This window comes from Shewanella youngdeokensis, from assembly GCF_033180165.1.
In the GTDB taxonomy this organism is placed as follows: domain Bacteria; phylum Pseudomonadota; class Gammaproteobacteria; order Enterobacterales; family Shewanellaceae; genus Shewanella; species Shewanella youngdeokensis.
Window position 1 is genome coordinate 1,519,859 of the sequence record NZ_CP136522.1, and the last position, 26,442, is coordinate 1,546,300.

At 42.7% G+C, this 26,442-nt stretch carries 20 protein-coding genes; 18 read left to right on the forward strand and 2 right to left on the reverse strand.

Features of this window, described 5'->3' with window-relative positions; all coding sequences use genetic code 11:
• Positions 1-39: 39 nt before the first annotated feature.
• The 16 genes from RGE70_RS06500 (at position 40) to RGE70_RS06575 (ending at position 16,481) form a co-directional block, all read left to right on the forward strand.
• A complete protein-coding gene (locus RGE70_RS06500) occupies positions 40-273 on the forward strand; it encodes a hypothetical protein (RefSeq protein ID WP_310470691.1) in 234 nt (77 codons plus the stop codon).
• Between the two features lie 446 nt (positions 274-719).
• Positions 720-953, forward strand: a complete 234-nt coding sequence (locus tag RGE70_RS06505; RefSeq protein ID WP_310470692.1) for a hypothetical protein — start codon at positions 720-722, stop codon at positions 951-953.
• A gap of 546 nt (positions 954-1,499) precedes the next feature.
• The gene (locus RGE70_RS06510) at positions 1,500-1,862 is read left to right on the forward strand and encodes an HvfA family oxazolone/thioamide-modified RiPP metallophore (RefSeq protein WP_310470693.1); all 363 of its coding nucleotides are present in this window, start codon (positions 1,500-1,502) and stop codon (positions 1,860-1,862) included.
• A 75-nt stretch (positions 1,863-1,937) separates the two neighbouring features.
• Positions 1,938-2,774, forward strand: a complete 837-nt coding sequence (locus tag RGE70_RS06515; RefSeq protein ID WP_310470694.1) for an HvfB family MNIO-type RiPP peptide maturase — start codon at positions 1,938-1,940, stop codon at positions 2,772-2,774.
• Positions 2,774-3,538: an HvfC family RiPP maturation protein gene (locus RGE70_RS06520; protein ID WP_310472939.1), complete on the forward strand. Its 765-nt coding sequence runs from the start codon at positions 2,774-2,776 to the stop codon at positions 3,536-3,538. The genes RGE70_RS06515 and RGE70_RS06520 overlap by 1 nt, the downstream gene beginning before the upstream one ends.
• A gap of 278 nt (positions 3,539-3,816) precedes the next feature.
• A complete protein-coding gene (locus RGE70_RS06525) occupies positions 3,817-4,185 on the forward strand; it encodes a YbaN family protein (protein ID WP_310470695.1) in 369 nt (122 codons plus the stop codon).
• A gap of 250 nt (positions 4,186-4,435) precedes the next feature.
• Positions 4,436-4,987, forward strand: a complete 552-nt coding sequence (gene apt / locus RGE70_RS06530) for an adenine phosphoribosyltransferase (protein WP_310470696.1) — start codon at positions 4,436-4,438, stop codon at positions 4,985-4,987.
• A 150-nt stretch (positions 4,988-5,137) separates the two neighbouring features.
• A complete protein-coding gene (gene dnaX, locus RGE70_RS06535; protein ID WP_310470697.1) occupies positions 5,138-7,894 on the forward strand; it encodes a DNA polymerase III subunit gamma/tau in 2,757 nt (918 codons plus the stop codon).
• A gap of 100 nt (positions 7,895-7,994) precedes the next feature.
• Positions 7,995-8,324: a YbaB/EbfC family nucleoid-associated protein gene (locus RGE70_RS06540; RefSeq protein ID WP_310470698.1), complete on the forward strand. Its 330-nt coding sequence runs from the start codon at positions 7,995-7,997 to the stop codon at positions 8,322-8,324.
• Positions 8,325-8,603: 279 nt separating this feature from the next.
• On the forward strand, positions 8,604-9,203 hold the full coding sequence (gene recR, locus RGE70_RS06545) for a recombination mediator RecR (protein ID WP_310470699.1): 600 nt from the start codon (positions 8,604-8,606) through the stop codon (positions 9,201-9,203).
• Between the two features lie 172 nt (positions 9,204-9,375).
• On the forward strand, positions 9,376-11,295 hold the full coding sequence (gene htpG, locus RGE70_RS06550) for a molecular chaperone HtpG (RefSeq protein WP_310470700.1): 1,920 nt from the start codon (positions 9,376-9,378) through the stop codon (positions 11,293-11,295).
• A gap of 71 nt (positions 11,296-11,366) precedes the next feature.
• Positions 11,367-12,212 carry a co-chaperone YbbN gene (locus tag RGE70_RS06555; RefSeq protein ID WP_310470701.1) on the forward strand — a complete coding sequence of 282 codons (846 nt, stop codon included), beginning with the start codon at positions 11,367-11,369 and terminating at the stop codon, positions 12,210-12,212.
• Positions 12,213-12,399: 187 nt separating this feature from the next.
• Positions 12,400-13,047 (forward strand): adenylate kinase, encoded by a 648-nt coding sequence (gene adk / locus RGE70_RS06560; protein ID WP_310470702.1) that lies wholly within the window; start codon positions 12,400-12,402, stop codon positions 13,045-13,047.
• 124 nt (positions 13,048-13,171) lie between these two features.
• Positions 13,172-14,167, forward strand: a complete 996-nt coding sequence (gene hemH / locus RGE70_RS06565) for a ferrochelatase (RefSeq protein WP_310470703.1) — start codon at positions 13,172-13,174, stop codon at positions 14,165-14,167.
• 289 nt (positions 14,168-14,456) lie between these two features.
• Positions 14,457-15,761, forward strand: coding sequence for an inosine/guanosine kinase (locus RGE70_RS06570; RefSeq protein ID WP_310470704.1), 1,305 nt, complete (start codon positions 14,457-14,459; stop codon positions 15,759-15,761).
• A 165-nt stretch (positions 15,762-15,926) separates the two neighbouring features.
• The gene (locus RGE70_RS06575) at positions 15,927-16,481 is read left to right on the forward strand and encodes a sugar O-acetyltransferase (protein ID WP_310470705.1); all 555 of its coding nucleotides are present in this window, start codon (positions 15,927-15,929) and stop codon (positions 16,479-16,481) included.
• Positions 16,482-16,581: 100 nt separating this feature from the next.
• On the opposite strand, the gene RGE70_RS06580 is transcribed toward RGE70_RS06575, so the two are convergent.
• Complete coding sequence (locus RGE70_RS06580; protein WP_310470706.1) at positions 16,582-17,898, reverse strand: dicarboxylate/amino acid:cation symporter; 1,317 nt, start codon at positions 17,896-17,898, stop codon at positions 16,582-16,584.
• Positions 17,899-18,115: 217 nt separating this feature from the next.
• Here RGE70_RS06580 and RGE70_RS06585 point away from each other — a divergent pair, with 217 nt between their 5' ends.
• Entirely contained in the window at positions 18,116-21,775 is a 3,660-nt protein-coding gene (locus tag RGE70_RS06585) for an invasin (protein ID WP_310470707.1), read from the forward strand.
• 122 nt (positions 21,776-21,897) lie between these two features.
• Here the strand turns inward: RGE70_RS06585 and astB are convergent, their stop codons facing one another.
• Positions 21,898-23,235, reverse strand: coding sequence for an N-succinylarginine dihydrolase (gene astB, locus RGE70_RS06590; RefSeq protein WP_310470708.1), 1,338 nt, complete (start codon positions 23,233-23,235; stop codon positions 21,898-21,900).
• A gap of 336 nt (positions 23,236-23,571) precedes the next feature.
• On the opposite strand from astB, the gene topA reads away from it, so the two are divergent.
• Entirely contained in the window at positions 23,572-26,301 is a 2,730-nt protein-coding gene (gene topA, locus RGE70_RS06595; protein ID WP_310470709.1) for a type I DNA topoisomerase, read from the forward strand.
• Positions 26,302-26,442: the final 141 nt, after the last annotated feature.

The window sequence follows — 26,442 nt, forward strand, 5'->3', positions numbered from 1 at the left end:
GTAACTAATTACTTAATTTTATTCATAAAGGAATATACTATGAGCCTAATTAATAAGAGTGTTGTAAAGTTTGCTGTTGGTGCCGTTGTTGTGGGTAGTGCATTGTCTTCATCAGTACAGGCCATCCCATTTGCCTACACAGAAATGGAAGCAGGCTACGAAGTTGCAGAGGGTAAAACTGAAAAAGCAAAACAATCTAACCACGACACTGATAAAGCGAAAGAAGCTAAATGCGGTGAAGAAATCAACGGTAGTGCGCTTTACATGGGCTAAACATTAGCTGCATGTCTAACTCAAAGGCCAGCAACTTGCTGGCCTTATTGTTTATACCAGTTGTAAAACAGAGGGTCTCGTAAAAACTGCTAGTTATACCAAGTCACTTACACCCTTTATAAATTCTTTTGAATGAGCCTCGCTTACTTCGCTTACTTCGCTTACCACTGCTGCTTACTACAAACCGTGTCTGGATGTCCGTCATTGACAGTATGGATTACGTCACTAATTGGCGTCTACCTAGCGAAATGAATGTTGCTATACACCAGGTTTAACTGGATTAAGCTTGGCTTGCGAAAAACTGCAAACGGCACTACAAAAAAATAAATGTGATCTATGTCAAATAAATTGAAAGTTTTTCCAACTTGGTCAGGTCTCTTATAGTAAGCCAGCAACATTCAGTGTTGGTAACTAATTACTTAATTTTATTCATAAAGGAATATACTATGAGCCTAATTAATAAGAGTGTTGTAAAGTTTGCTGTTGGTGCCGTTGTTGTGGGTAGTGCATTGTCTTCATCAGTACAGGCCATCCCATTTGCCTACACAGAAATGGAAGCAGGCTACGAAGTCGCAGAGGGTCAAACTGAAAAAGCAAAACAATCTAACCACGACACTGATAAAGCAAAAGAAGCTAAATGCGGTGAAGAAATCAACGGTAGTGCGCTTTACATGGGCTAAACATTAGCTGCATGTCTAACTTAAAGGCCAGCAATTTGCTGGCCTTATTGTTTTAAGGCTTTTATAAACAAAAGAGGTTTACTGTAAACCGTTATAAAATAACTGCTCTAATTTTTGTTTACTTCGCTAGTTAAGCAATACTCAGCCAAAACAGTATTTGGTATCAATAGCCGCACCTCTAGCTGCGTTTAATCTAATGCGCTAAGCCGTTTCGCTACCCCTGAATGTTAACTGTATGACACTTTGTTAAATACTCGAGCCAAGACTTGATACATTCAATGTCCTTATTCACTTTAGGCATAGTTTATTTGCGAGCAGATTGCTAGACATGAATGACAGTGATAGCAGCATCGAGATCAAGGGCAGAGGTTGGAACTCTACTTTAGTAAATAATAATATTTGATCTATCACTTTATTTGAGCCATAAATGTGATACCTGTCAAAATGCTGAAAGTTTTCTGCAGGTGTTAAGGTCTCTTAAAGTAAGCCTGCATATTGATTGCTGGTAACCGAAATATTGTAGATTAAATCATAAAGGAAGATATTATGAACTTAGTGAATAAAACTGCTGTAACTCTTGCTGTTGGCGCTGTAGTTATCGGAAGCTCTCTGGCTTCGACTGCGCAAGCTAGCGCATTTGGCTTCAGTGAAATGCAGGCCGGTTACCAGTTAATTGAAGGTGAAGGTAAGTGTGGCGAAGGTAAATGTGGGGCAGAGGAAGCCGCGGACAAAGTTAAAGAAGGTAAGTGTGGTGAAGGTAAATGCGGCGCTGATAAGGCGGTTGATAAAGTCAAAGAAGCTAAGTGTGGCGAAGGTAAGTGCGGTGGAGATAAAGCAAAAGCAAAGGTAGATGCTAAAGTTAAAACAGAAGGCAAATGTGGTGAAGGTAAGTGTGGTGGTTCGAAGTAAGTTTTTTGCTGAGTAAACGGGGTCAGCAATTTGCTGGCCCTATTTGTTAGTCACCTTTAAATTGCGGGCGGTAGTATGACAAATAAAGGACAAGTCGGTTTAGGCCTTAGACGTGAAATGCTTGATGAGTTTTGTCAAGGTGTTCCAAGCGATATAGATTTTTTTGAAGTCGCCCCTGAAAACTGGATGACATTGGGTGGTAAGTTTGGCCGTCAATTTAGAGCATTAACCGAAAAACATGAGTTTTACTGCCATGGTCTATCGTTATCAATTGGTAGTCCAGCACCGCTAGACATAGAATTTGTTAAAAAAATTAAATCATTTTTGGATCAGCACCAGATAACGACATATTCAGAACATTTAAGTTATTGTTCGGGTACTGGCCACATGTATGACTTAATGCCAATTCCCTTCACCAACGAAGCTGTTCGTCATGTGGCTAAACGTGTTAAACAAGTTGAAGATATTATTGAGCGCCCGCTCATACTTGAGAACGTGTCATTTTATGCAGCCCCTGGAGCTGAAATGTCTGAGGTTGAGTTTGTGACTGCTGTTCTAGAGGAAGCGGATTGTAAGATGCTACTTGACGTTAATAATATCTACGTTAATTCAATCAATCATCAATACAATGCGCTAGCTTATTTAAAAGCCATGCCGACAGATAGAATTGAGTACCTGCATATCGCGGGTCACTACGAAGAAGCTGCCGATCTCATGATTGACACACATGGTGCTGACATTAACGATCCGGTTTGGAAGCTACTTGATGAATGTCATCAAATTCATGGGGTGTACCCAACATTGCTTGAGCGAGATTTTAATATTCCTGCAACCAATGAGTTATTGTTGGAGATTAATCAAATTCATGATTATCAAAACCGTCACATAGCCAACATAAAAAGGAGTGCATGATGAGTTTTATTCAATCACAGCAAACCTTTATGGATTATATTAAAGATCCTTCAAATCCGATGCCAGAGGGCATTGAACCCCGTAGAATGAAAGTCTACAGAGATCTTTTCTTTAATAATATTAATGGTTTTGTATCTAATGCATTTCCAGTCCTCAAAAGTTTGTATGCAGAGCAAGAGTGGTTGCAAAGAGTACAGCAGTTTTTTGTTGGTCATGATTGTAGCTCTCCTATTTTCATTGAAATTGCTCAAGAATTTTTGCTGTTTTTGCAAACAGAATATGAAGCGACAGAGATTGACCCGCCGTTTATGTTGGAGTTGGCACACTATGAATGGTTAGAGCTTGTGGTTGCAGTCGCTCAAGATGATATAAATCAACACCAGATAGACATGGAAAACACCAGTACTGACGCGTTGAGCAATTTTTCGTTATGTGTCTCTGCAACGGCTCAAATTGCACAATATACCTATGATGTTCAGCATATTAGTAATGAGTACCGACCAGTAGAACCGACTGAGCATCCGCAGTTTTTTTGTATTTATGCCGATCATCAACATGAGGTTAGTTTTCTGCAGCTCAATGCGCTCACGGCGCAGGTACTAGCTTATATGTCGCAATTTGAATCGGTCCAATTTGCAACCCTAATTGATTGGTTGACAGAGACTTTTTCTAATATAGAGCCAACAGCCTTAAGGCAAGGCTGTTTAGATCTATTGGTTGAGTTAAGCAAGAAGGGAATTATTAGACAATTTATTAACAATTAGGCTTCCTATCGGTGTGGCTAAACCCTATAATGCTGCTAAAAATTGATCTAGATCAATAAATGTAGTTAGCAATAGTCGTAGAGGAAGTTATGAGTCAGCCGTTTAAAGAGCCATTTAACATTGTTTATTTTATTGGTTTTATTCTGGTTATGTTGTTGCCGACATTACCAGCAAGCTTATCTTGGCTTAAAGTCTCTGGGGTTATTTAAGAACCTTTTGCTTTAGCTCGGGTATACTAGCCACTCTTATGAGTGGCTTTTTGTTTTCAGGTGGTATTAATGGCATTACAACGTGGTTTCTTCCTGCTGGTGGGCTTGTGTAGCTTAGCATTGGGTTTACTGGGAATTGTATTACCCATTTTGCCAACGGTACCTTTCATTTTATTGGCTGCATATTGTTTTGCGCGCTCAAGCGAAAGGCTTTACCAGTGGTTAATGAGCCACCCATGGTTTGCCGAGGCTTTGCAAGATTGGCAAGCCAAAAGAGCTATTCGAAGGCAGCTTAAAAAGAAAGCCTATATTGTTTGTAGTGTCAGTTTTATTGCCAGTATCGTGATTGTTCCCGTCATTTGGGTCAAAGTAATGCTAATTTGCATTGGTTGTGTGCTAATTCTTTATTTAGCTAAAATTCCTGAAATCGATGATTAAGCATTTCATTATGTTTGCGCATCTTGCTGAATATAAAAACTAAATTATTGTTGAAAATCTCTCTCTTTTTACTGATGAACAATTCCGACTATATTTAGAGTGTCAATATGTGGCAGATCTAGTCATCCTTAGTTGCAACTGAGCATAAAGGGGCTTAAGCTTTACGCCCATTTTTACAATACGATGGCATTGTGATGGTCGTTATAGCCAGCAAAGTGTCAGCAAATTAATTTAGATAAAGTAAAGAATTATGGTAATGAATACTGACAGCTTGGCACTAATAAAGAACAGCATTAAAACCATTCCGAACTACCCTAAAGAAGGGATTTTGTTTCGGGATGTCACGAGCTTATTAGAAGACCCACAAGCGTACAAACTTACAATTGGCCTTTTAGCGGAACACTACAAGGAGCAAGGTTTTACTAAAGTTGTCGGCACTGAAGCCCGTGGTTTCCTTTTTGGCGCTCCACTAGCGCTAGAATTAGGGATCGGCTTTGTTCCAGTTCGTAAGCCGGGTAAATTACCAAGAGAAGTTATTTCAGAAAGTTATGAGCTAGAATATGGCCATGACGTTCTTGAACTTCACGTTGATGCAATTACAAGTGAAGACAAAGTGTTGGTTGTTGATGACTTGCTTGCAACAGGTGGCACAATTGAAGCTACCGTAAAACTTATCCGCAAACTAGGTGGTGAAGTAAACCATGCTGCATTTGTTATCTCTCTACCAGATCTTGGTGGCGAAAAACGTCTTGAAAACATGGAGCTTGAATTACTAAGCTTATGTGAATTTGAAGGCGAATAATCAGACAATAAGTTCTGGTTAAGGCGAATTATTCGCCGTCAAATCGCTCCTTGAACACTTGATATAGCATGTCAATCCTTGGCATGCTATTGTGCAAATATTCGAGGGGCGTGCTCCCGCAATCATATTAATGACACGTTGGGGTGTTCCATGTCATATCAGGTGTTAGCCAGAAAATGGCGCCCTGCCAAATTTGAGCAAATGGTTGGTCAATCTCATGTTTTACATGCATTAACCAATGCGCTCACACAGCAAAGACTACATCACGCATATTTATTTTCCGGCACCCGGGGTGTAGGAAAAACCAGTATTGCGCGTCTTTTTGCTAAAGGCTTAAATTGTGAGCAAGGCGTCACTGCAACGCCATGTGGCAAGTGCTCTGCTTGTGTTGAAATCTCAGAAGGGCGTTTTGTTGATCTCATTGAGGTTGATGCTGCATCTCGCACCAAAGTCGACGATACCCGAGAACTGCTCGATAACGTGCAATATCGCCCAAGTCGTGGTCGTTATAAAGTATACCTAATTGATGAAGTGCACATGCTGTCTCGCAGCAGTTTTAATGCACTATTAAAAACCCTTGAAGAACCGCCTGAACACGTTAAGTTTTTGCTTGCAACAACGGACCCACAACGTTTACCCGTTACGGTGTTATCACGCTGTTTACAGTTTAACCTCAAGAGTCTGACCCAAGAAGAAATAGGCAACCAATTAAGCAATATATTGACACGAGAAACGCTGAGCTTTGAGCCTGCAGCGTTAACGTTATTGGCTAAAGCTGCAAACGGTAGTATGCGAGATGCATTAAGCTTAACAGATCAAGCCATTGCGTTTGGTGCTGGACAAGTCAAGCTTGAGCAGGTGCAAACGATGCTCGGCAGTATTGACGAAAAACAGGTCTTAGCCTTGCTTGAAGCGTTAGCTAATGCCGATGTTATGGCTTTAATGCAAGTCAGTGCAAATGTGCTGTCATTTGGCGCAGAGCCTGAAGAGGTGCTGCGAAGTTTACTTGAGTTACTGCATCAAATTACTTTAACGCAGTTTGCTCCCGCAGCGGCGCAAATGTCACTTTATAGCGAACAAATTAATGCTTTTGCCCAGCAGTTAGCGCCAGAACAAGTACAGCTTTACTACCAATTGTTGCTGACTGGCCGCAAAGATCTTCCTCATGCACCAGATCCTAAATCAGGGCTTGAAATGGCGCTGTTACGTGCAGTGACGTTTGTTCCCGATAAACCCGTGTCAAAGTGGGTTACCGATAACCCAGCCACCATCGCGATACCCAAGAGCGATGTAAAGCCATTACCTGGCAGTGCTAACAGCGAAAAAAAAACCGTTGTTGAAGCCGACGCCAAACGAGTACCGTCACACGCTAAACTGCCCCAAGTGCCTCTAGCTGACACTCAGGGCGCAGCGGTTTCTGAAGAAGCTTCGTCTGCGGGTGATGACCTAGAGAGCATGAATAGTGAAATGGCTGTCATTATCAGCCAAGCACAGAGCCAAGGTTATTCGAAGCCCGATACTTCAGATGCTCAACCGGTGTTGGTCGAATCCGAGTCGACAGACATAGCCACGCCAGAGAGTGAGTCTGCGCAAGTTACAGCGCCAGCGATGGCAGAGCATCTTTCTCCGGTCCCTACGACAGAAAGTGAGCCAGAAGTCGCTGAGTTTGACGCTACATCCGTACACAACACGGATGTGAATGAAAACGTTGAGCCTGCATTATCCATAGCTCCAGAAAGTTATGTTGGAGAAGACGATTTATCTGCTTATTCTCAATACGCCGGTGCACAAGCTTCCGATTTTGATGATAATGGCTTTGAAAGTGGCGGGTTTGATGTTGATGCTTTTAATTCAACCAATATTCAACCAGAGGCCGCCAATGTTGCTGCTCCTGAACTGATAGACTCATTACCAGCAGTTACAACAAGTTTAGAACAAAGCGTTGCTCAAACAACTCCCGCTGCTGATAGCGCTAATTTAGATGACGACATTCTTGATGCCGTCCTCGCAGCGAGGGATTCTTTGCTGAGTGGATTAGGTGAAGATGACCTTAAGGAGAGTTCAGCAAAAAAGTCCGATAAAGAGCGTAAGCCCTTTACGCCGCCCAAGCGTAAACCACAGCCACTAGCAGCCGAAGCCGTTGTTGCAAACAACAGCGAAGCTGAGCCGTCAAACACTGCGGCAGGTCAAGCAAGCGACATTATCGACAGGCCGCCATGGGAAGCGCCCCATGAGCAAGATCCCTGTGCGCGATTTGAAGATGTTAATGCCAGTCAAACTGTCGTTGAATCAGCTCCTGTGGCGGCAGACACTGGCACGGCCTCACCAACGTACACACAAACGGCAGAGTCTGCTAGCATCAAAGAGGTTGTTGACGTTGGCAGTTTAACTTCAGTTCAGGAACATGGGTTACACTTACCAACACTGCCAAGTGGTGAGTTAACGGGTAATGACATTGACTTAAAATGGTACCGGTTTATGGCCGAACTTGAAGTAGGTGGTCGTGTTAGACAACTTGCTGTGAACTCGGTTTGCCATAATTTTGAGCAACCCTTGTCTCTGTTGCTAAAACCGGATCAAAAGCACCTTGCAGCGGGGATCGCCATTGAACAGTTAGAAGAGGCGATGAGCCTAGCGTTGGGTGAACCTTGTACTGTAAAAATTACTGTTGGACTCGACAACATCAGAGAAACACCACTTGAAGTAAGAAGACGTTTTCACCAAGAGTTACTTGCTCAAGCGCATCATGGTTTGATGGAAGATGAAAACATCCGTTGGCTAACGGCTTATATGGGCGCACAGTTGACACCTGATTCGTTATCTTATGCACCAGAATTACTGGTAAATAAGGGGAAAACCATTGAATTGGTCGATATGTCGAACTTTAAGCGGTTACCTGAGTCATAATTTTACAAATGAAATTTCAGCTTTCATTGCTAATCAGTCTATTTTTAGTAAGATTAGCGCACTTTATTTGTTGTGATAAATAATAGAAGAGAATTAGAGTATGTTTGGAAAAGGCGGTATGGGCAACTTGATGAAGCAAGCCCAGCAAATGCAAGACAAAATGGCTAAAGCGCAAGAAGAAATCGCGCGCATGGAAGTCACTGGCGAAGCTGGTGCAGGCCTTGTTAAAGTGACCATGACTGGTTCTCACAGTGTACGCAAAGTCGAGATCGATGAAAGCTTGCTTGAAGATGACAAAGAGATGCTAGAAGATCTGATTGCTGCAGCGTGTAATGATGCAGCTCGTCGCGTTGAAGAAAATCAAAAAGAAAGAATGGCCGAAGTGACTGGTGGTATGCAGCTTCCACCAGGTATGAAAATGCCTTTCTAAGACAATGCAGGCCGGTAGCATTGGCCCATGAGTTGGTCATAGCTTAGGTGTTATTGTCTCATGCTTTAAGAGCCCAAGTTCGCTTGGGCTTTTTTGTGGCTAGCGTTTTATGACGCCGGATAAACACAGTTGCAGAGTGCGAATTTAGCGTTTTCATTACAGCTTTCTATGCTAATATTCGCGGTTCATTTGATCATGTTTAGCTTAATGTCTTATTCTGGTTATTGATGATCAATATTTTATTTTGGCAGTGATCTGCCTTGCTATGCGGAACGTTAAATGAAATTTAGTCCACTTGTTGATGAGTTGATCCAGTCACTAAAATGTTTACCTGGTGTTGGACCAAAATCAGCGCAGCGCATGGCTTTTCAGCTATTAGAGCGCGACCGTAAGGCGGGTAGTAAACTTGCCGATTCGCTGGGTAAAGCCATGTCAGAGGTTGGGCACTGCCAATCATGCCGTACTTTTACTGAAGAAGCCTATTGCCCGATTTGCGTGAGTACTAAGCGCGGTAACTCAAGTATTATTTGTGTGGTTGAAACGCCCGCTGATGTATTAGCCATTGAAGCTGGTGGCCATTTTACTGGCCGTTATTTTGTCTTACTTGGGCACTTGTCACCCCTCGATGGGGTCGGGCCAGATGAGTTAGGTTTAACGTTACTTGAGCAGCATTTAGCCTCGGGTGAAATCAGCGAACTTATTCTAGCAACTAACCCAACGGTTGAAGGTGATGCAACGGCTCACTACATTGCTGATATGGCGAAAAATCATCAACTTAATGTTAGTCGAATTGCCCACGGCGTGCCGGTAGGCGGTGAACTGGAGTATGTCGACAGCACGACCTTAGCGTTGTCGTTTAATGGCCGGTTACCGCTATAACTGTTGCGTTTATCGCTAAAGCGAAGCATTAAAACCAATTAATCAGTGACGATTAGTTGGTTTTTTTTTGCGCAATTAAAATCAATGCAATCTTTCCCCCTTGAAAAGCGATTTAATAGCCCCATTTCTAGTTACAAGCTGTACTTAAATCGAATTTTAAAGGGAACATTTCATGTCAAAACAAGAAACTCATGGCTTTCAAACTGAAGTCAAACAACTCCTACATTTGATGATCCATTCTTTGTACTCAAACAAAGAAATTTTCTTGCGTGAGCTGGTGTCTAATGCTGCCGATGCTGCCGATAAATTGCGCTATGAAGCTTTAACTAATAATGACCTCTACGAAGGTGAAGGCGAGCTGCGTGTTCGCATCAGTGCTGACAAAGAAAAAGGCACTGTTACCATTAGTGATAACGGGATCGGTATGACCCGTGACGGTGTGATTGAGCACCTAGGTACAATTGCTAAGTCTGGCACTGCTGATTTCTTTAAAAACATGTCAGGTGATGAATCAAAAGATTCACAGTTGATTGGTCAGTTTGGTGTTGGTTTCTACTCTGCTTTCATCGTGGCTGACAAAGTCACGGTACGTACTCGTGCAGCAGGCCATAGCAGCGACGAAGGTGTACTTTGGGAATCTGCAGGTGAGGGTGACTTTACTGTTGAGACCATTACTAAGCCGTCTCGTGGTACTGAAATTACGCTTCACCTAAGAGAAGACGAAAAAGAGTTTGCTGATGATTTCCGCCTACGCTCTATCGTAACTAAATACTCTGACCACATCTCTGTAGCAGTAGAAATGTACGAAGAAGGTACTCCAGCTGTTGAAGCAACTGAAGAGGGCGGCGAAGCTGTTCCTGCAACAGAAGGTAGCTGGAAGCCAATGAATAAGGCAACAGCACTTTGGACTCGTAATAAGTCTGATATCTCTAAAGATGAATACCATGAGTTTTATAAGCATATTTCCCATGATTACACTGACCCATTAGTTTGGAGCCATAACCGCGTTGAAGGTAAGCAAGAATACACCAGCTTGCTATATATCCCTGCTAAAGCGCCGTATGACATGTGGAACCGTGACCGTAAGCACGGGCTAAAATTATTTGTACAGCGTGTATTTGTAATGGACGATGCTGAGCAATTTATGCCTAGCTACCTACGTTTTGTACAAGGTTTAATTGACTCAAATGACCTGCCGTTAAACGTGTCTCGTGAAATTTTACAAGACAATAAAGTCACGACTTCACTACGCACCGCTGTGACAAAACGCGTACTTGGCATGCTTGAAAAGTTAGCCAAAAACGATGCAGAGAAATACCTTTCGTTCTGGACTGAGTTTGGTCAGGTTCTAAAAGAAGGTCCTGCCGAAGATTTTGCTAACAAAGAGCGCATTGCTGGTTTGTTACGTTTTGCTTCGACTCATACCGGTGAAGCAACGACTAATGTATCGCTTGGCGATTACATTGAGCGTATGCAAGAAGGTCAAACCAAGATTTACTATATTGTTGCCGACAGTCATGAAGCTGCAGCGAATAGCCCGCATTTAGAGCTATTACGCAAAAAAGGCATCGAAGTCTTACTGATGTCAGAGCGTATTGATGAGTGGTTGATTAACCACCTTACAGAGTTCGATGGTAAACAACTGCACTCTGTTACCCGTGGTGATCTTGAGCTTGGCGAGTTAGAAGATGCGGGTGAGAAAGAAGCACAAGAGAAGCTTGAAACTGAGTCTGAAGGTCTTGTTAAGCGTGTTAAAGATAGCTTAGGTGAAAAAGTATCTGACGTTAAAGTGACTACGCGTTTAACCGATACTCCTGCATGTGTTGTTGCGGGCGAAGGCGAAATGTCGACTCAAATGATTAAGCTTATGCAGGCAGCGGGTCAAGCGGTACCTGAGTCTAAGCCAACGTTTGAGCTTAACCCAGAGCATCCTCTTGTTGCACGCTTAAACGACGAGCAAGATGAAGAGTTATTTGCACAGTGGGCTGATCTGTTATTACAACAGGCATTATTGTCTGAGAAAGGTAGCTTAGCGGACCCTTCAGCGTTCATTAAATTAATGAACCAAATGCTGATGGCAAGCGTTAAGTAGTCAATACTGATATAAAAAGGGGCAGTTAATCTGCCTCTTTTTTTGGATTGTTTTTGGGCCAAAGGAAAGTAATGGAACCGATTCTAGAACTGACTAAAGAAAATATTCAACAAGTTGTCGATGCTTCAATGAAGCAAGTGATTGTATTAGCATTTTGGGCGAGTCAAAACCCAGATAGTTTAGCGTTAATGCAAACACTAGAGAGTGTGTCTGAGCAGCAAAATGGGCGTTTTATTCTAGCCAAAGTCAATTGTGAAGCAGAGATGGAAATAGCGAATTATTTCCAAATCCAAAACTTGCCAACAACGCTAGTGTTGCACGAAGGCAAACCTGTTGACGGTTTTGCTGGAGTACAAGATGCAGGACAGATTACGGCAATGCTTGATAAGCATTTACCGGCGATATGGCAGTTAAAGCTAGATCAGGCTCGAGTTTTATTATCTGAGAACAATGCTATTGGCGCATTGCCACTGTTAAAAGAAGCTTACGCTGAGCAGCAAATTGCAGAGGTCGCCCTAGCCCTAGCTGATGTGTACTTGTCGCTTGGGGCTTTAGAAGATGCACAAAAACTACTTGATGGCGTTGGCTTGGCAGATCAAGATAGCTACTACCAAACATTAAAGGCTAAGCTAGCGCTTGCGTTAGACGCTGCCGATACTCCAGAGATCAGAAAACTACAATCTGATTTTGAGCAGGCGCCAGATGATTTTGCTACTTTGTTAGCTTTGGCTAAAGCTCTGCATCAAGCTAAACGAAACGATGAAGCGTTAGCGTTACTATTTACGCCTTTGCAAAAAGATGTCGCAGCAGATGAAGGCAGAGTGAAGGCCTTATTCTTAGAGATCCTAACAGCATTAGGGCAAGGAAGTAGCCTAGCGAATCAGTATCGACGTAAACTTTACACGCTACTTTATTAAAATCCAATGAAGACTCACTACCTTTGTTTGAGTGAAGTTAAAGTTGCAGTTAAATTGCTTCAAAATGACGGCTAATTATGCGAAAATCGCCGCCGTTAACATAAAAATACCAATCGCGTGACCAAGCTTTAGACTTTTGTATGCGTTAAAGGTTGGTATAACAGTGCGAAATAAGAGGAAGATTTAGATGCGCATTATGCTATTAGGTGCCCCAGGTGCCGGTAAAGGTACTCAAGCCCAGTTCATCATGGAAAAATATGGTGTTCCTCAAATCTCAACGGGTGACATGTTACGTGCCGCTGTAAAAGCTGGCACTCCTCTTGGCTTAGAAGCTAAGAAGCTGATGGATGCTGGTCAGTTGGTATCTGATGAGTTGATTATTGGCTTGGTAAAAGAGCGTGTTGCACAAGATGACTGTGCTGCTGGTTTCTTACTTGATGGTTTCCCACGCACAATTCCTCAAGCAGATGCGATGGCTGCGGGTGGCATTATTATCGATCATGTTGTTGAAATCGATGTACCAGACGAAGAAATCGTTAAGCGTATGAGCGGTCGTCGAGTTCACCCTGGTTCTGGTCGTGTTTACCATGTTGTCTTTAATCAACCAAAAGTTGAAGGTAAAGATGATGTAACCGGTGAAGATTTGGCTATTCGTCCTGATGATGAAGAAAGCACAGTACGTAAGCGTCTTGATATTTACCATGAGCAAACTAAGCCATTGGTTGAATATTACGGAGCAGTAGCAGCTAAAGGTGAAGCGACTTACAATAAGTTCGACGGCACTCAAAGTGTTGCTAAAGTAAGCCAAGAGATTGTTGCAGCACTTAGCAAGTAGAAACAAATTGTTGATGTGTTGATGAGCTAGCTCTCATATTTGGAAAAGCCCGCGTAAGTGGGCTTTTTTTATGTTTTTCTCAATGATAGCCTGACGCTGAATATCTTGTAAAAAGAGAGCAGACGTGAGCCACACAACTTCCCCCTTTGGTGTTTTGCTAGTTAATCTAGGTACGCCAGATTCTCCAACCGCACCAGACGTTAAAAAATTCTTAAAGCAGTTTTTAAGTGATCCACGTGTTGTCGATATTTCTCCATGGATCTGGAAACCCATATTAAACGGCATCATTCTCAATACTCGGCCGGCAAAAGTCGCGAAGCTGTATGAATCTATTTGGTGGGAGCAGGGCTCTCCATTAATGGTTATTAGCCAGCGCCAACGTGATAAATTAGCGCAGTCTTTACATGCTAGTATGGGAGTTGAAGTCCCAGTTGAACTAGGTATGAGCTATGGAAACCCATCACTTGAGTCTGGGCTGAGCAAATTAAAAGCACAAGGGGCTGAAAAAATATTCGTGCTCCCGTTATATGCTCAGTATTCTTGTTCGACAGTCGCGCCTGTATTTGATGCGATTGGCGATTTAAATAAAACAAAACGTGACTTTCCTGAACTACGCATCAACAAAGATTACTTTGACCACCCTGATTATATCTCAGCACTAGCTGACTCAGTTAAACAGCACTGGCAAAGTAAAGGGCGGGGCGAAGTGCTATTAATGTCGTTTCACGGCGTGCCAGTGCGTTATGTTACTGAAGGCGATCCTTATCAAAAGCAGTGTCAAACAACCGCTGAATTGGTTGCCCAATCTCTGGGGTTAACAACTGATCAATGGCGGATTTGCTTTCAATCACAATTTGGTAAAGAAGAGTGGTTAACGCCTGCCACCGATATGTTGTTAGAAGCGTTACCGGCTGAAGGGGTTAAATCGGTTGATATTATGTGCCCAGCATTTTCTTCTGATTGTCTCGAAACCTTGGAAGAGATATCTCAAGAAGGGAAGGCGTCATTTATTGCCGCAGGTGGTGAGCGCTATGAGTTTATTGGATGTTTGAATGACTCAGAAGCTCATATCAGTTTACTGACCGAGATTACTAAACAACAAACCTTAGGTTGGTGCTAATTTTAATCGCTAATCAGTGATTTCAACTAGCGAAAGACAATGGGTGTGGTAGAATTGCCCACCTTTTTTTGTGATTGCCTAGGGTTTCCGCGTTTAGTGCTGAGTCATCGCTGTCTCAAAATACATTTGTATTACCCACTGCAAAAAAAGTCTGCTTAAGAGGCCACAACAAATGGCCATAAAAAATATAAAAACACTTGTTATGAGTTTATGCTAAAACTTATAACAGGTGATTTCTTACCCGTTTTATTTATCTTTTGCATGGATGCCGAATGAAAGAGAGCTCAATATGAAGTTTCCAGGTCAGCGTAAGTCGAAGCATTATTTTCCGGTGAAAAATCGTGATCCACTATTAGCACAGTTGATCCAGCAACCTAAACCTATCTCTACTTATGTTTCAGGTATCGATCAGACGTTAGTCGATATTGAGGCAAAGGTAGGAGATGAATTATTGCAGCGTTACGACTTACCTAAGGGTAATTCGACTTTAATCGACGATGACAAAGCACATGCTTTGTATACCGAGTTAAAAACACAAGAGTTAGTGAGCGATGAATTTGCTGGCGGTACAATCGGTAATACGGTTCACAATTATTCGATTTTAGCTGATGACCGTTCTGTTTTGTTTGGCGTAATGAGTCAGAATATTGCTATTGGTAGCTACGCTTATCGTTATCTTTGTAATACATCTTCAAAGGTAGACTTAAATAAGTTACAGCCTGTAGAAGGGCCCATTGGCCGCTGTTTTACACTTATTTCTGAATGTGGCGAACGTACTTTTGCTATTAGTAAAGGTTCAATGGATAAACTGACACCTGAATATATCGATAAAGAGGTTGTTCAAGGTGGTTCGGCGTTGATCCTAACAGCCTATTTAATGCGAGCCAGTGGTGAAGACCAAATTACTGAAGCTGCAATGAAAGCCATCGAGTATGCCAAAGCAGCAGATGTTCCTGTTGTACTAACATTAGGAACACGATTCTTAATTGAAGAAGATCCGCAGTGGTGGCAACGTTTCATTGAAGAGCATGTGACAATTCTTGCGATGAATGAAGATGAAGGTGAAGCACTCACAGGCTTTAAAGACCCACTACAAGCCAGTGAAGCGGCATTAGATTGGTGTGATCTCGTATTAACCACAGCTGGGCCATTAGGTCTTTACACTGCCGGTTACACCGAGGATTCTGAAAAACGTGAAACCAGCCATACATTGCTGCCAGGGGCTATCCCAGAGTTTAACCGTTATGAGTTTTCTCGTCCTAAGTTAAAAGCTGCTTGTGAGCAACCGCTTAAGGTATATGCACACATTTCACCTTATATGGGTGGCCCTGAAAAAATCCGTAATACTAATGGTGCAGGCGATGGTGCATTGGCTGCTGTGTTACATGATTTGGCATCAAATACTTACCATAAAACCAATGTGCCAGGATCAAGCAAGCACAACCGTGATGGTTTGTGTTACTCATCGTTTTCGCAGATCTGTAAATATGCTAACCGAGTGGCGTATGAAGTGTTGGCGCAGCATAGTCCCCGATTATCTCGTGGTTTACCAGAACGTGAAGATAGTTTGGAAGAGTCTTACTGGGAAAGATAATTTATTTCGTATACTCGCAATTGAATGAGTATATTTTAGGATTTGGCCATAGTGTTTCTGCCGGTTCTAAATTTTGAGATAACAAACTCAGTGAACGAACATATAATAAACCACAGTTTAGTGCTTCTAAGCTGTGGTTTTTTAGTTTTGGGGTATAAATATCAAATGACAGAATATGAAAAAATGCTCAGCGGGGAGGTTTTTGATGGTGCCGATCTCGAAATTTCAGCTGTTCGAGATAGGGCGTTTACGCTAACTAAGCAAATTAATAATAGTCATAGTTTTACTGATGCACAGCACTTAATTAAACGACTGTTAAATAGCGTCGGAGCCGGTACTTTGGTCAGTGTGCCGTTTAATTGTGAGTTTGGTAAACAGATATCCATTGGTGAAGGGAGTTTCCTTAACATGGGTGTTTTGATGTTAGATGGCGCTAAAATCACCATTGGCAATAATGTCATGATTGGTCCTAACAGCCAGTTGTATACTGCATCGCACTCTACAAATCACCTGAGTCGCCGTCGTTGGGAAACATTTTGTCAGCCAATAGTTATCGAAGACGATGTTTGGATTGGTGGCAATGTCGTAATTAACCAAGGTGTCACTATTGGTGCTCGCTCAATTGTCGCGGCAGGAGCCGTGGTCAATACAGACGTTCCAGCTGATTGCATGGTGGGAGGGATCCCAGCCCGTTTATTAAAGATGCTCAAAACGGATTAAGACTTTTAGTGTTTACTTGTCGACAACCATTTTTTTTGCGACTAACCCCGCCAAAAAAGGCGCCTTAAAGGCGCCTTTTTAAACGAAATACTAGTAAGCTTTACTTATTTCCGACATGCAGTTGAGCGTTGAATCCTGGTGCTACTTTGCCTGCTTGAGTGTCGTTGAAAACCGCTTCATTGAACTCATTTTCTGATTTTGCAATCACAACGGTGGCAACAGTATCACCGGTTACGTTAACCGCAGTTCGCACCATATCGAGCAATCTATCTACACCGATGATAAGTGCAATACCTTCAACAGGCAGACCCACTTGGTTCAATACCATTGCAAGCATAATAAGCCCAACACCCGGTACACCCGCAGTACCAATAGAGGCCAAAGTCGCTGTCACAACCACCATAACGTAGTCACTAATGGTGAGTTCGATACCAAATACTTGCGCAATAAATACTGTGGCTACACCTTGCATTATTGCGGTGCCATCCATGTTGATGGTTGCACCGAGTGGCAAGGTAAATGAAGCTATTTTATTGTCTACGCCCATTCGGTGTTCAGCGGTTTCAATGGTAACGGGAAGCGTTGCATTGGAACTGGCAGTACTAAATGCAAATAGTTGCACATCACGAATTTTACGGATAAACGTGATTGGGTTTAGCCCTGAGAACAATTTAAGTAAAGTGGGGTAAACAATAAACGCATGCAGTAATAAAACACTTAGTACAACAAAGAAGTATTGCACCACGCTACTAAAGGTTTCCATGCCTAAAGTTAATGCTAATTTGGCCATCAAAGCAAACACACCGTATGGCGCTAGTTGCATGATCAGTGTCACTACGCGCATGATGACTTCGTTAAGGTCGTTAAACAGCGCTGCAACGCGTTTACCACGCTCGCCGATATGAGAGACGGCAAAACCAAATATTACCGCAAATATGATGATTTGAAGCATATTGCCTTCGCTCATCGCTTGCATCGGGTTGGTTGGAACAATGTTGATGATGACTTCGGCCAAGCTAGGTGCTTGTTTAGCATCAAAATGCATGCTTTCCGTTACCATCGTTGCTTGGCCAGGGTGAATGGCTATTGCAATGAGAATGGCCATTGAAAGTGCGATGGCTGTAGTGAATAGATAAAACGCGATAGTTTTCCCTCCGAGTCGACCTAATTTTGATGGGTCACTCAGTGAGCATGTACCGCAAACCAACGATACAAATACTAATGGCACAACTAACATCTTCAAACTGGAGATGAATATTGTGCCGATGACATTTAAGAAGCCTTCGGTGATGTAATCTTTAATGAATTCACTTTCAGGAAAAAGATTGCGAAGAATTAAACCAATAATAATACCTGACATCATTCCGAGTAAAATTTTACCCGTTAGGCCAAGCTTTTTTGTACGTATAGCAGACATAGTGCTTCCTGTATAATTTTTATGCTTTTCAATTTGCGCATAAAGACTACCAAGAAAGTGGCAGAGTTGAAATGGTGTAAAAGTTAAAGTTGGTGGTGTAAATCGCTGTTCTTAGTATTTTTGTTGTGAAAAAATAGCTCGATGATTGTATAGTGTTGCTACTTGGGTAATCAGTTGGTTATCAGGGATAATAATCAGAGTAACAGGGAGTCTGGCAATGAAGTCAGCGTGTAGCGTTTTTTTTGCAGTAATTTGGTCACTTATTCTCGTCGGTTGTAGTGGGGGAGGAAGCATCGGTTCAGACGATGAAGATCCAGGAACAGAACCAACAGACGTCGTTTCAGTGTCTTTGGCCATATCGAATACTGAAATTAATGTTGCAAACCCCGCGACAATAACTGCAACTGTAACAGGTAGTGTCAGTGGTGCTATAGCTAATACACTCGTCACTTTTACTCTTAATGATAGTGCTTTAGGCACGTTTGACCCTGAAAGTGGTACCGCACTGACTAATAGCGAAGGTGTTGCCACTATAGAACTTGCCACATTAGATATTGAAGGCGCAGGTACGCTGTACGCAACCGTGTCTGACTCTGGAACAAGCGACTCCGTTGACTTTAAAATGGCTGGTGATGGCGGCACAGCTGATAACGGTAACAAGTTGACTCTAGATTTGACCGATACGACTGGCAACACCATTACCACAATCAGCCAAGCGTTGCCTGGTAAAGTGCAAGTACTTTATACCAACTCTGCGAATGAAGCATTAGTCAACGAGGTGGTGACCTTCACTTCAACGTTAGGCCAGTTTAATCCTGAATCCGGAACAGCCCTAACAGATGATACTGGCTTAGCTGTCATCACTTTAAATGCTGGTAGCATTGAAGGCGCAGCAATTGTAACTGCACAAGCCGGGGTGCTATCAACCAGCCTCGGTTTTTATACCGCGGGTGACGAGGTTGAAATCACTCCAATTGACGCCTATACACTGACACTCACAATAGAAGACACCGTCGGTGATGAGCTGCGAGAAATATCAAGTGCTAGTCCAGGTCAAGTGATTGCCACATTGACTAAAGATGGCGTATTAGCACCGTTTGAAACCATATCGTTCAGCGTGACAGGTGAAGGAACCATCAACCCGTCCTCAGGTACAGCTTTGACCAACAATAGTGGCCAAGCAGTGGTTAATTTGGTCACCGGTGCTGTTGCGGGAGCTGGGACAATTTCGGCTACATTTACTTTAGATAGTGAATTTATTGAAGATGATTTTAGTTATAGCGTCGTCGGTGATGCTCCGGGTGGAGATGGCGAGGCAAATACGCTAGACATTGTGCTGACTAACAGCATAACGACAGGTCAAACAAGTACAGTAAGCGCAGCTGAGCCTGGTCGAGTCAATGTGACATTAACAGATAAAGATGGCGCCCCAATAGCGGGTGAAGTCATCAGCTTTAGTAGTACATTGGGCTCTTTTTTACCGAGTAGTGGTACGGCATTAACCGATAGCATTGGTGGAGCTTCAATCATTTTATCTGCCGGAAGCATAGAAGGGGCTGGGGAAGTTACAGCCAGTTTTGGGGACACTGAAGCCAAACTTGGTTTTCAAACTGCAGGAGATGAAATTGACCCTGTTGAAGCCAGTCCAGAAATCGAATTTAATCTATACAATTGTAATGATGCCGCCAGTTGGGATAAAGCACTTAAAAACTTCGAAGTGTGCAGTGTCACAGATAATATCACTAACGATAGCCCTGGTATTATCGGCGCTACGGTAACACGTTCAGGCAGCACGCAGCCGCTACAGCAAATTCTAGTTTCTGCTGCAACTACGCTAGGCGCTGTTAGCCCAGCATCGGGCACTGCAATAACCAACGCAGACGGTAAGGCAGTACTTGACCTTTATGCCGATGGTGATGTTGGTGCGGGGGAAGTGTCATTAAAAGTACAAGATATTACCAGTACTAAAGCCTTCGAAATTGGCCGCGTTGATATTAGTCTTACTATTGAAACCGAGGCGGGAACAGATGTTATACCTGCTGGTGGCTCAACGATCATAGAGGTCACCGTGTTTGACGCTGATGGTAGCCTTTCGACAGGGCAGCCTTTTCAGCTAGAATTCACTTCTGAATGCGTCACTGCAAACACTGCTTTTATTGATACTCCTGTTGTAACCAACGCTGGTAAAGGTTATGCCACATACCGTGCAGCGGGTTGTGAAGGTGTTGATGCTATTACAGTATCTGCAGTCACGGGGGGAAGCTCAGTGTCTGCATCAACTAACGTCACTGTTGATTCAGTAGCCGTTGGAGCCATTCAATACGTTTCATCGGTGCCACAATTGTTGGCATTACGCGGTACAGGTGGTTTGAGCGGTGCAGGAACAAGAAGTGAGACCTCAATAGTTAGCTTTAAACTACTGGATGAGTCAAACCAACCGGCGCCAAATGAGTTGGTTTGTTTTGAACTCAGCACCGATATAGGCGGAATGACATTAACGCCCTCACCAACCGCAGAGCAATATATGGCGTGTAGTAACATGCCACAAGTTGGCGATACACAATACCCAGCCGATATTTCGTTACCTAATAAGTATGCTGTGGGTTATACCAATGCAGATGGTGAGGTAACCACGACGGTACATGCGGGTGATATTCCAACTCCAGTTAAAGTGTTCGCACTATGGTCAGAAAGTAACAGTAGTGGTCATAACGCGATTATCTCAAATACTTCTGATGAGTTGGTTATCACAACTGGTATTGCAGATAGTGATAGTTTCTCAATGTCTAAGAGTATTAGTAACCCTGAGGGGTGGGATAGAGATAATGAAGTAGTGGCGATTAATATCTTAGCTGCTGATCATTTCAATAACCTTGTCCCAGAGGGCACGACGATTACTTTTAGAACTGAAGGTGGGGCAATTGATGGATCGTGCACTACTGGCTCAAAAGATGATAGCAATCCTAACGGCTCATGTTCAGTAGAGTGGCGTAGTCAAACTCCAAGACCGTTTAGTAGTACGATGGTTGTATGTCCTAACGGGGGCTATAATGATGGTGACACAATCTCAACAGCACCACCGTGCATTGGTAATGACTACTCATTATATTCTAATGGAGCAAACTCGATAATCCCTGAGCCAAGACCTGGACGAGCGACCGTGACAGCTTATGCCATTGGAGAAGAAAGCTTTGTTGACTTAAATGGTAATGGCTTATTCGACAGTGGTGAATTCTTTTTAGATTTATCTGAAGCCTTTACAGACCATAACCAAGATGGACGCTATCGAAACTATGCTCGTTATGTTGGCGATACGCCATTAAGTGGTGAACCTGCTGGCTCGATTAACGAAGAGTTTATTGATTATAACAGTGACAATGTGTTCAACGAAGGTGATGACCTATACACCGGCTTGCTATGTGCTGAGGGCTCAGAAGCGGATTGTACAGATACTGGTACTGGCGATTTTCAGTCTCAGGTCAACATCTATCGAAACGTTACTATTGTGATGTCGGGTAGTGAACCTTACATAAGGCTGGTGGATATTGATTCAGACACTAATGAGATGTCACAAGTGACAGGAGTTGATCTCGTTAATAATGGTTCTGTTACCGTGTCACTGTTTGCCTCTGATGTTAATAACAATACGTTGCCATACGGTACCACTATTACTGCTTCGACGGATAACGGTGAACTGGTTGGAACCACGGAATATACGATTGGCAGCAATATCGGTTATAAGCCTGAGCAGTTTAATTTTACGTTAACCCAAGAAGCATCACCAAACCAAAAATCTTCAGGTGTTCTTGTTATTACAGTTCAAACTCCTAAAGGTACTGCTAAGTCAATTTCAACCTTGGTGTTAGATGCTGGTTAAGTTACTGACATAAATGCAGATAAGCCTTAATATAACGGCTTCTTAGGAGTCGTTATATTGTTGAAATAAAATCAAACCACCTAACTGATATACAAAGTAGGTGGTTTTAGTATTTAACAGAATTATTGTTGGAATTGATACACACTACCGAGCTTCATTATCTGAGTTAGCTCATCTAATGCGGTGCGAGATTCGATTACTAATTGTGGATCAGCTAGATCTGCAACCGATAAACGATCGCGGTAATGCTTATCTACCCAGAGGTTCAAACGGGTAAACAATGCATCGTTCATTATCGTATTTTGGTTAAGCGCAGCCGCTTCATTTTGATTCATTGCAACACGTAAACGAAGACAAGCGGGACCACCGCCGTTTTGCATACTTTGTTTTACATCAAAATAATGCACCTGTTTTATTGGCGTTCCTAGCGTGATGAGTTCATTTAAATAAGCATGTACAGCTGGATTTTCTTGACAATTTGTCGGTGCAATTATGGCCATTTCGCCAGACGGTAAAGTGATCACCTGAGTATTAAATAAATAACTTTTAACAGCATCTTGAATAGCAACTTTTGCAGTTGGTACTTCAATAAAATGTATTGGCGATTCACCAAATTTACGTTTTATCTCTGCAAATTTTGCTTGCGTATTTAAAAATGCTTGCTCATGATAAAAAAGCACGTTCTGATTACCAACAGCAATTACGTCGTTATGAAATACGCCTTGGTCAATCACATCAGGGTTCTGTTGGATGAATACTGTCCCTTCATCATTAAGCTGGTGTAGGCGAGCAATAGCTTGTGATGCTTCTAATGTTTGTCGTGCTGGAAACTTATGGGGTTTAGGCGCAGAAGGGTTAGTCGCTTCTTGCCCATATACGAATAGTTCAACACCGGCATGACCATAAGCACTGCATAGTCGAGTATGGTTAGCGGCCCCTTCATCGCCAAAACTGCTGTGTTCAGGCAAATGTTGGTGGTGTTTGAAATAACGGCTATCGTTAAATGTAGCTTTCAGAATATTGCTTGTAGTGTTGGGTTCAATGCTGCGGTGAAGTTTGTCGACTAAATTTGCGGGGGTAAAATGCAATTTACCGTCCAGTGTGTCGGCACTAGGTGAAACCGTTGCAGCATTTGCTGTCCACATACTTGATGCACTACAGCAGGCTTTTAACAACGCTGGAGCGCTTTTAGCTGCTTTACTCAAGACTTCTGCGTCAGAGCCTGTAAAACCGATTCTACGAAGTGTATGGAGGTCTGGTCGCTCTTGTGGAGCTAGGATCCCTTGGACTAAGCCTAAATCGGCAACGGATTTAGCTTTTAGTAACCCTTGCTTTGCGGCTGCTTTAGGGTTGGATGCAGCTGCAGCGTTATTTAAAGAGGCAACGTTGCCATATGACAAACCGGCATAGTTATGTGTAGGTCCAACGAGTCCGTCGAAGTTGGCTTCAAAGTGTTTCATTGATTTTCCTTTATGGAGGTTCTCAGGTGTTACTTCTATTCCTGAGTTGTAATTATTGAGCTCAGTATACTTAAGCTTGTTGGCTATACAAGATGAGTTATTTGTCTCAAAAAATGTGCAATTGCATTGAAATTCACAACTAATACTTGCTTCATGACTAATAATGAAATATTAGTTTTTTAATAAGCACTAATTTTTTTCACATTTATTTCAAAAACGCTTAAAAATAGTACTCCAGTGCAAATAAAAGAGGGATTAGCTTGAAAGTCTTAACACAACCCTCTATATATGGGGCAAATTTTCAGAGTTTTGAAACTTGTTGGCGCAAATAATTTTATGGGTAAATCGCTAGTAATCGTCGAATCACCGGCCAAAGCCAAGACTATTAATAAATATCTAGGCAAAGATTTCATTGTTAAGTCGAGTGTTGGTCACATCCGTGATCTGCCTACATCATCGAGTTCAGATGCTAAAGTCGTGAGTAAAACTCCTGCTGAAGTTAAGAAGATGTCTCCAGAGGAGAAGGCAAAATACAAGGCTTTAAAAGCGAAGCAAGCTCTTGTTGCTCGTATGGGGGTTGACCCAGATAAGGGCTGGAAAGCACGCTACCAGACCCTTCCAGGTAAAGAAAAAGTCGTTAAAGATTTACAAACCCTCGCAGAGTCTGCCGACCACATCTATCTCGCAACCGATTTGGATAGAGAGGGAGAAGCTATTGCATGGCACCTTCAAGAAGTTATTGGGGGAGATGAATCTCGCTATCAACGCGTTGTGTTTAATGAGATCACGAAATCTGCCATTCAAGATGCATTTAGTAAACCATCGGCACTTGATACCAATATGGTTAACGCACAACAGGCGCGTCGCTTTTTAGATCGTGTTGTTGGCTTTATGGCATCACCTTTGCTTTGGAAAAAAGTCGCACGTGGTTTATCTGCAGGTCGAGTTCAATCAGTTGCAGTAAGATTGGTGGTTGAACGCGAAAGCGAAATTAAAGCATTTGTTCCAGAAGAGTTTTGGGATGTGCACGCTCAACTGTCAACGTCGACAGATGACCGTCTGAAAATGCAAGTGGTAAAATACCAAGATAAAGCATTTAGCCCTGTTAACCAGTCACAAGCAGATAGCGCAGTGGATGCATTGTCGCAGTCAAGTTTTGTGGTTAGCGCCAGAGAAGACCGTGCAACACAAAGCAAACCGTCGGCACCGTACATTACATCAACGCTGCAACAAGCGGCGAGTACTCGCTTAGGTTTTGGTGTTAAAAAGACCATGATGATGGCGCAGCGCTTATATGAAGCTGGCCACATTACTTATATGCGTACCGATTCAACTAACTTAAGCCAAGAAGCGCTCGATAATGTGCGTGAAATGATTGGCAAAGAGTTTGGTGACAAGTATTTACCTGAAGCCCCAATTCGCTATGGCAGCAAAGAAGGTGCACAAGAGGCTCACGAAGCGATTCGTCCATCGAATGTAAAAGTGACTGCAGTATCGTTGAGTGACATGGAACGTGATGCTCAGCGCTTGTATGAGCTAATTTGGCGTCAATTTGTATCTTGTCAGATGGTACCTGCTAAGTATGACGCAACACGTCTTACTGTTAAAGCGGGTGATTACGAGTTAAAAGCTACTGGTCGCACATTGCGATTTGACGGTTGGACTCGCGTACAAACAGCGATTAAGAAAAAGAACGAAGAAGACAATACATTACCTGTAGTTGCAAAAGGTGATGTGATTAAGCTGCAAGAGTTACTGCCGAAACAGCATTTTACCAAACCTGCAGCGCGTTATAGCGAAGCTTCATTAGTTAAAGAGCTAGAAAAGCGCGGTATTGGACGTCCGTCAACTTACGCGACAATTATTTCGACGATTCAAGACCGTGGTTATGTAAAAGTCGATAATCGTCGTTTCTTTGCTGAAAAAATGGGCGAGATTGTTAGCGACCGACTAGTCGGAAGTTTCGAAGACTTGATGAGCTATGATTTCACCGCAAGCATGGAGCAAACGTTAGATGACGTAGCTCAAGGTAAACTTGACTGGAAAAAAGTACTCGACGGTTTTTATAAAGACTTTACCAAGCAGTTACAGCACGCAGAGTTACCACCAGAAGAAGGTGGTATGCGCCCTAACGAAATGGTACTTACAGATATTAAGTGTCCGACCTGTGAGCGCCCAATGGGTATTCGCACCGGTTCAACAGGAGTATTCCTTGGTTGTTCTGGTTACGCACTTCCTCCTAAAGAGCGTTGCAAAACAACGATGAACTTAACGGCTGGTGAAGAGGCGATAAGTGAAAATGGTGAGGATGCAGAAACTGATGCATTAAGAGCAAAGCATCGCTGTAGCATTTGTGGTACAGCAATGGATAGCTACCTTATCGATGAAACTCGTAAATTACACATCTGTGGTAATAACCCGACGTGTGAAGGTTTTGAAGTCGAAGCAGGGCAGTTTAAGATCAAAGGCTATGAAGGGCCAATTATTGAGTGCGATCGTTGTGAAAACGATATGGAACTTAAAAATGGTCGTTTTGGTAAGTATTTTGGGTGTACGAACTCAGAGTGCAAAAATACCCGTAAACTGCTAAAAAATGGTGAGGCGGCGCCACCAAAAGAAGACCCAATTCATTTGCCTGAACTTAAATGTACCAAATCAGATGCATATTTTGTTTTAAGAGATGGCGCTGCAGGGATCTTCCTTGCTGCTAGTAACTTCCCTAAATCGCGTGAAACACGTGGCCCGTTAGTGGAAGAACTAGTTAAGTATAGAGATTTGTTATGGCCTAAGTATGCTTACCTTGCAGATGCCCCTGTTGCAGATGATGATGGTAATTTGGCGTCAGTGCGCTTTAGTCGAAAGACTAAAGAGCAATATGTTGCGACGGACGTTGACGGCAAAGCCACCGGTTGGAATGCCAAGTTTATTGATGGTAAGTGGGTTGCAGAAGCGAAGGCTAAAGCCAAGCCAAAAGCTAAAGCTAAAGCCAAGCCAAAAGCTAAGCCAAAGGCTAAAGCTAAGCCCAAAGCAAAGGCAGAACCTAAAACTAAACCAGCCGCAAAATAGTGGCGTAGGTTTGAGTAGATAATAAAAAGCCCCGATTTTATCGGGGCTTTTTAATGGCAATTTTTAATGATTAAGGAGTGATATTGTATCGCGTTTAAGTAGCGGGTCAGGTTGCTTTACTTGTTATCAGTTCAGTTGTAA

What these genes read in the sequence shown, in the direction of transcription:
- RGE70_RS06500 (WP_310470691.1), top strand. Translation starts at nt 40, where the DNA reads ATGAGCCTAATTAATAAGAGTGTTGTAAAGTTTGCTGTTGGTGCCGTT.
- astB (WP_310470708.1), bottom strand. Translation starts at nt 23,235, where the DNA reads ATGAAACACTTTGAAGCCAACTTCGACGGACTCGTTGGACCTACACAT.
- topA (WP_310470709.1), top strand. Translation starts at nt 23,572, where the DNA reads ATGGGTAAATCGCTAGTAATCGTCGAATCACCGGCCAAAGCCAAGACT.
- RGE70_RS06520 (WP_310472939.1), top strand. Translation starts at nt 2,774, where the DNA reads ATGAGTTTTATTCAATCACAGCAAACCTTTATGGATTATATTAAAGAT.
- dnaX (WP_310470697.1), top strand. Translation starts at nt 5,138, where the DNA reads ATGTCATATCAGGTGTTAGCCAGAAAATGGCGCCCTGCCAAATTTGAG.
- recR (WP_310470699.1), top strand. Translation starts at nt 8,604, where the DNA reads ATGAAATTTAGTCCACTTGTTGATGAGTTGATCCAGTCACTAAAATGT.
- RGE70_RS06540 (WP_310470698.1), top strand. Translation starts at nt 7,995, where the DNA reads ATGTTTGGAAAAGGCGGTATGGGCAACTTGATGAAGCAAGCCCAGCAA.
- adk (WP_310470702.1), top strand. Translation starts at nt 12,400, where the DNA reads ATGCGCATTATGCTATTAGGTGCCCCAGGTGCCGGTAAAGGTACTCAA.
- RGE70_RS06505 (WP_310470692.1), top strand. Translation starts at nt 720, where the DNA reads ATGAGCCTAATTAATAAGAGTGTTGTAAAGTTTGCTGTTGGTGCCGTT.
- RGE70_RS06570 (WP_310470704.1), top strand. Translation starts at nt 14,457, where the DNA reads ATGAAGTTTCCAGGTCAGCGTAAGTCGAAGCATTATTTTCCGGTGAAA.
- RGE70_RS06575 (WP_310470705.1), top strand. Translation starts at nt 15,927, where the DNA reads ATGACAGAATATGAAAAAATGCTCAGCGGGGAGGTTTTTGATGGTGCC.
- htpG (WP_310470700.1), top strand. Translation starts at nt 9,376, where the DNA reads ATGTCAAAACAAGAAACTCATGGCTTTCAAACTGAAGTCAAACAACTC.
- RGE70_RS06510 (WP_310470693.1), top strand. Translation starts at nt 1,500, where the DNA reads ATGAACTTAGTGAATAAAACTGCTGTAACTCTTGCTGTTGGCGCTGTA.
- RGE70_RS06580 (WP_310470706.1), bottom strand. Translation starts at nt 17,898, where the DNA reads ATGTCTGCTATACGTACAAAAAAGCTTGGCCTAACGGGTAAAATTTTA.
- apt (WP_310470696.1), top strand. Translation starts at nt 4,436, where the DNA reads ATGGTAATGAATACTGACAGCTTGGCACTAATAAAGAACAGCATTAAA.
- RGE70_RS06515 (WP_310470694.1), top strand. Translation starts at nt 1,938, where the DNA reads ATGACAAATAAAGGACAAGTCGGTTTAGGCCTTAGACGTGAAATGCTT.
- RGE70_RS06585 (WP_310470707.1), top strand. Translation starts at nt 18,116, where the DNA reads ATGAAGTCAGCGTGTAGCGTTTTTTTTGCAGTAATTTGGTCACTTATT.
- RGE70_RS06525 (WP_310470695.1), top strand. Translation starts at nt 3,817, where the DNA reads ATGGCATTACAACGTGGTTTCTTCCTGCTGGTGGGCTTGTGTAGCTTA.
- RGE70_RS06555 (WP_310470701.1), top strand. Translation starts at nt 11,367, where the DNA reads ATGGAACCGATTCTAGAACTGACTAAAGAAAATATTCAACAAGTTGTC.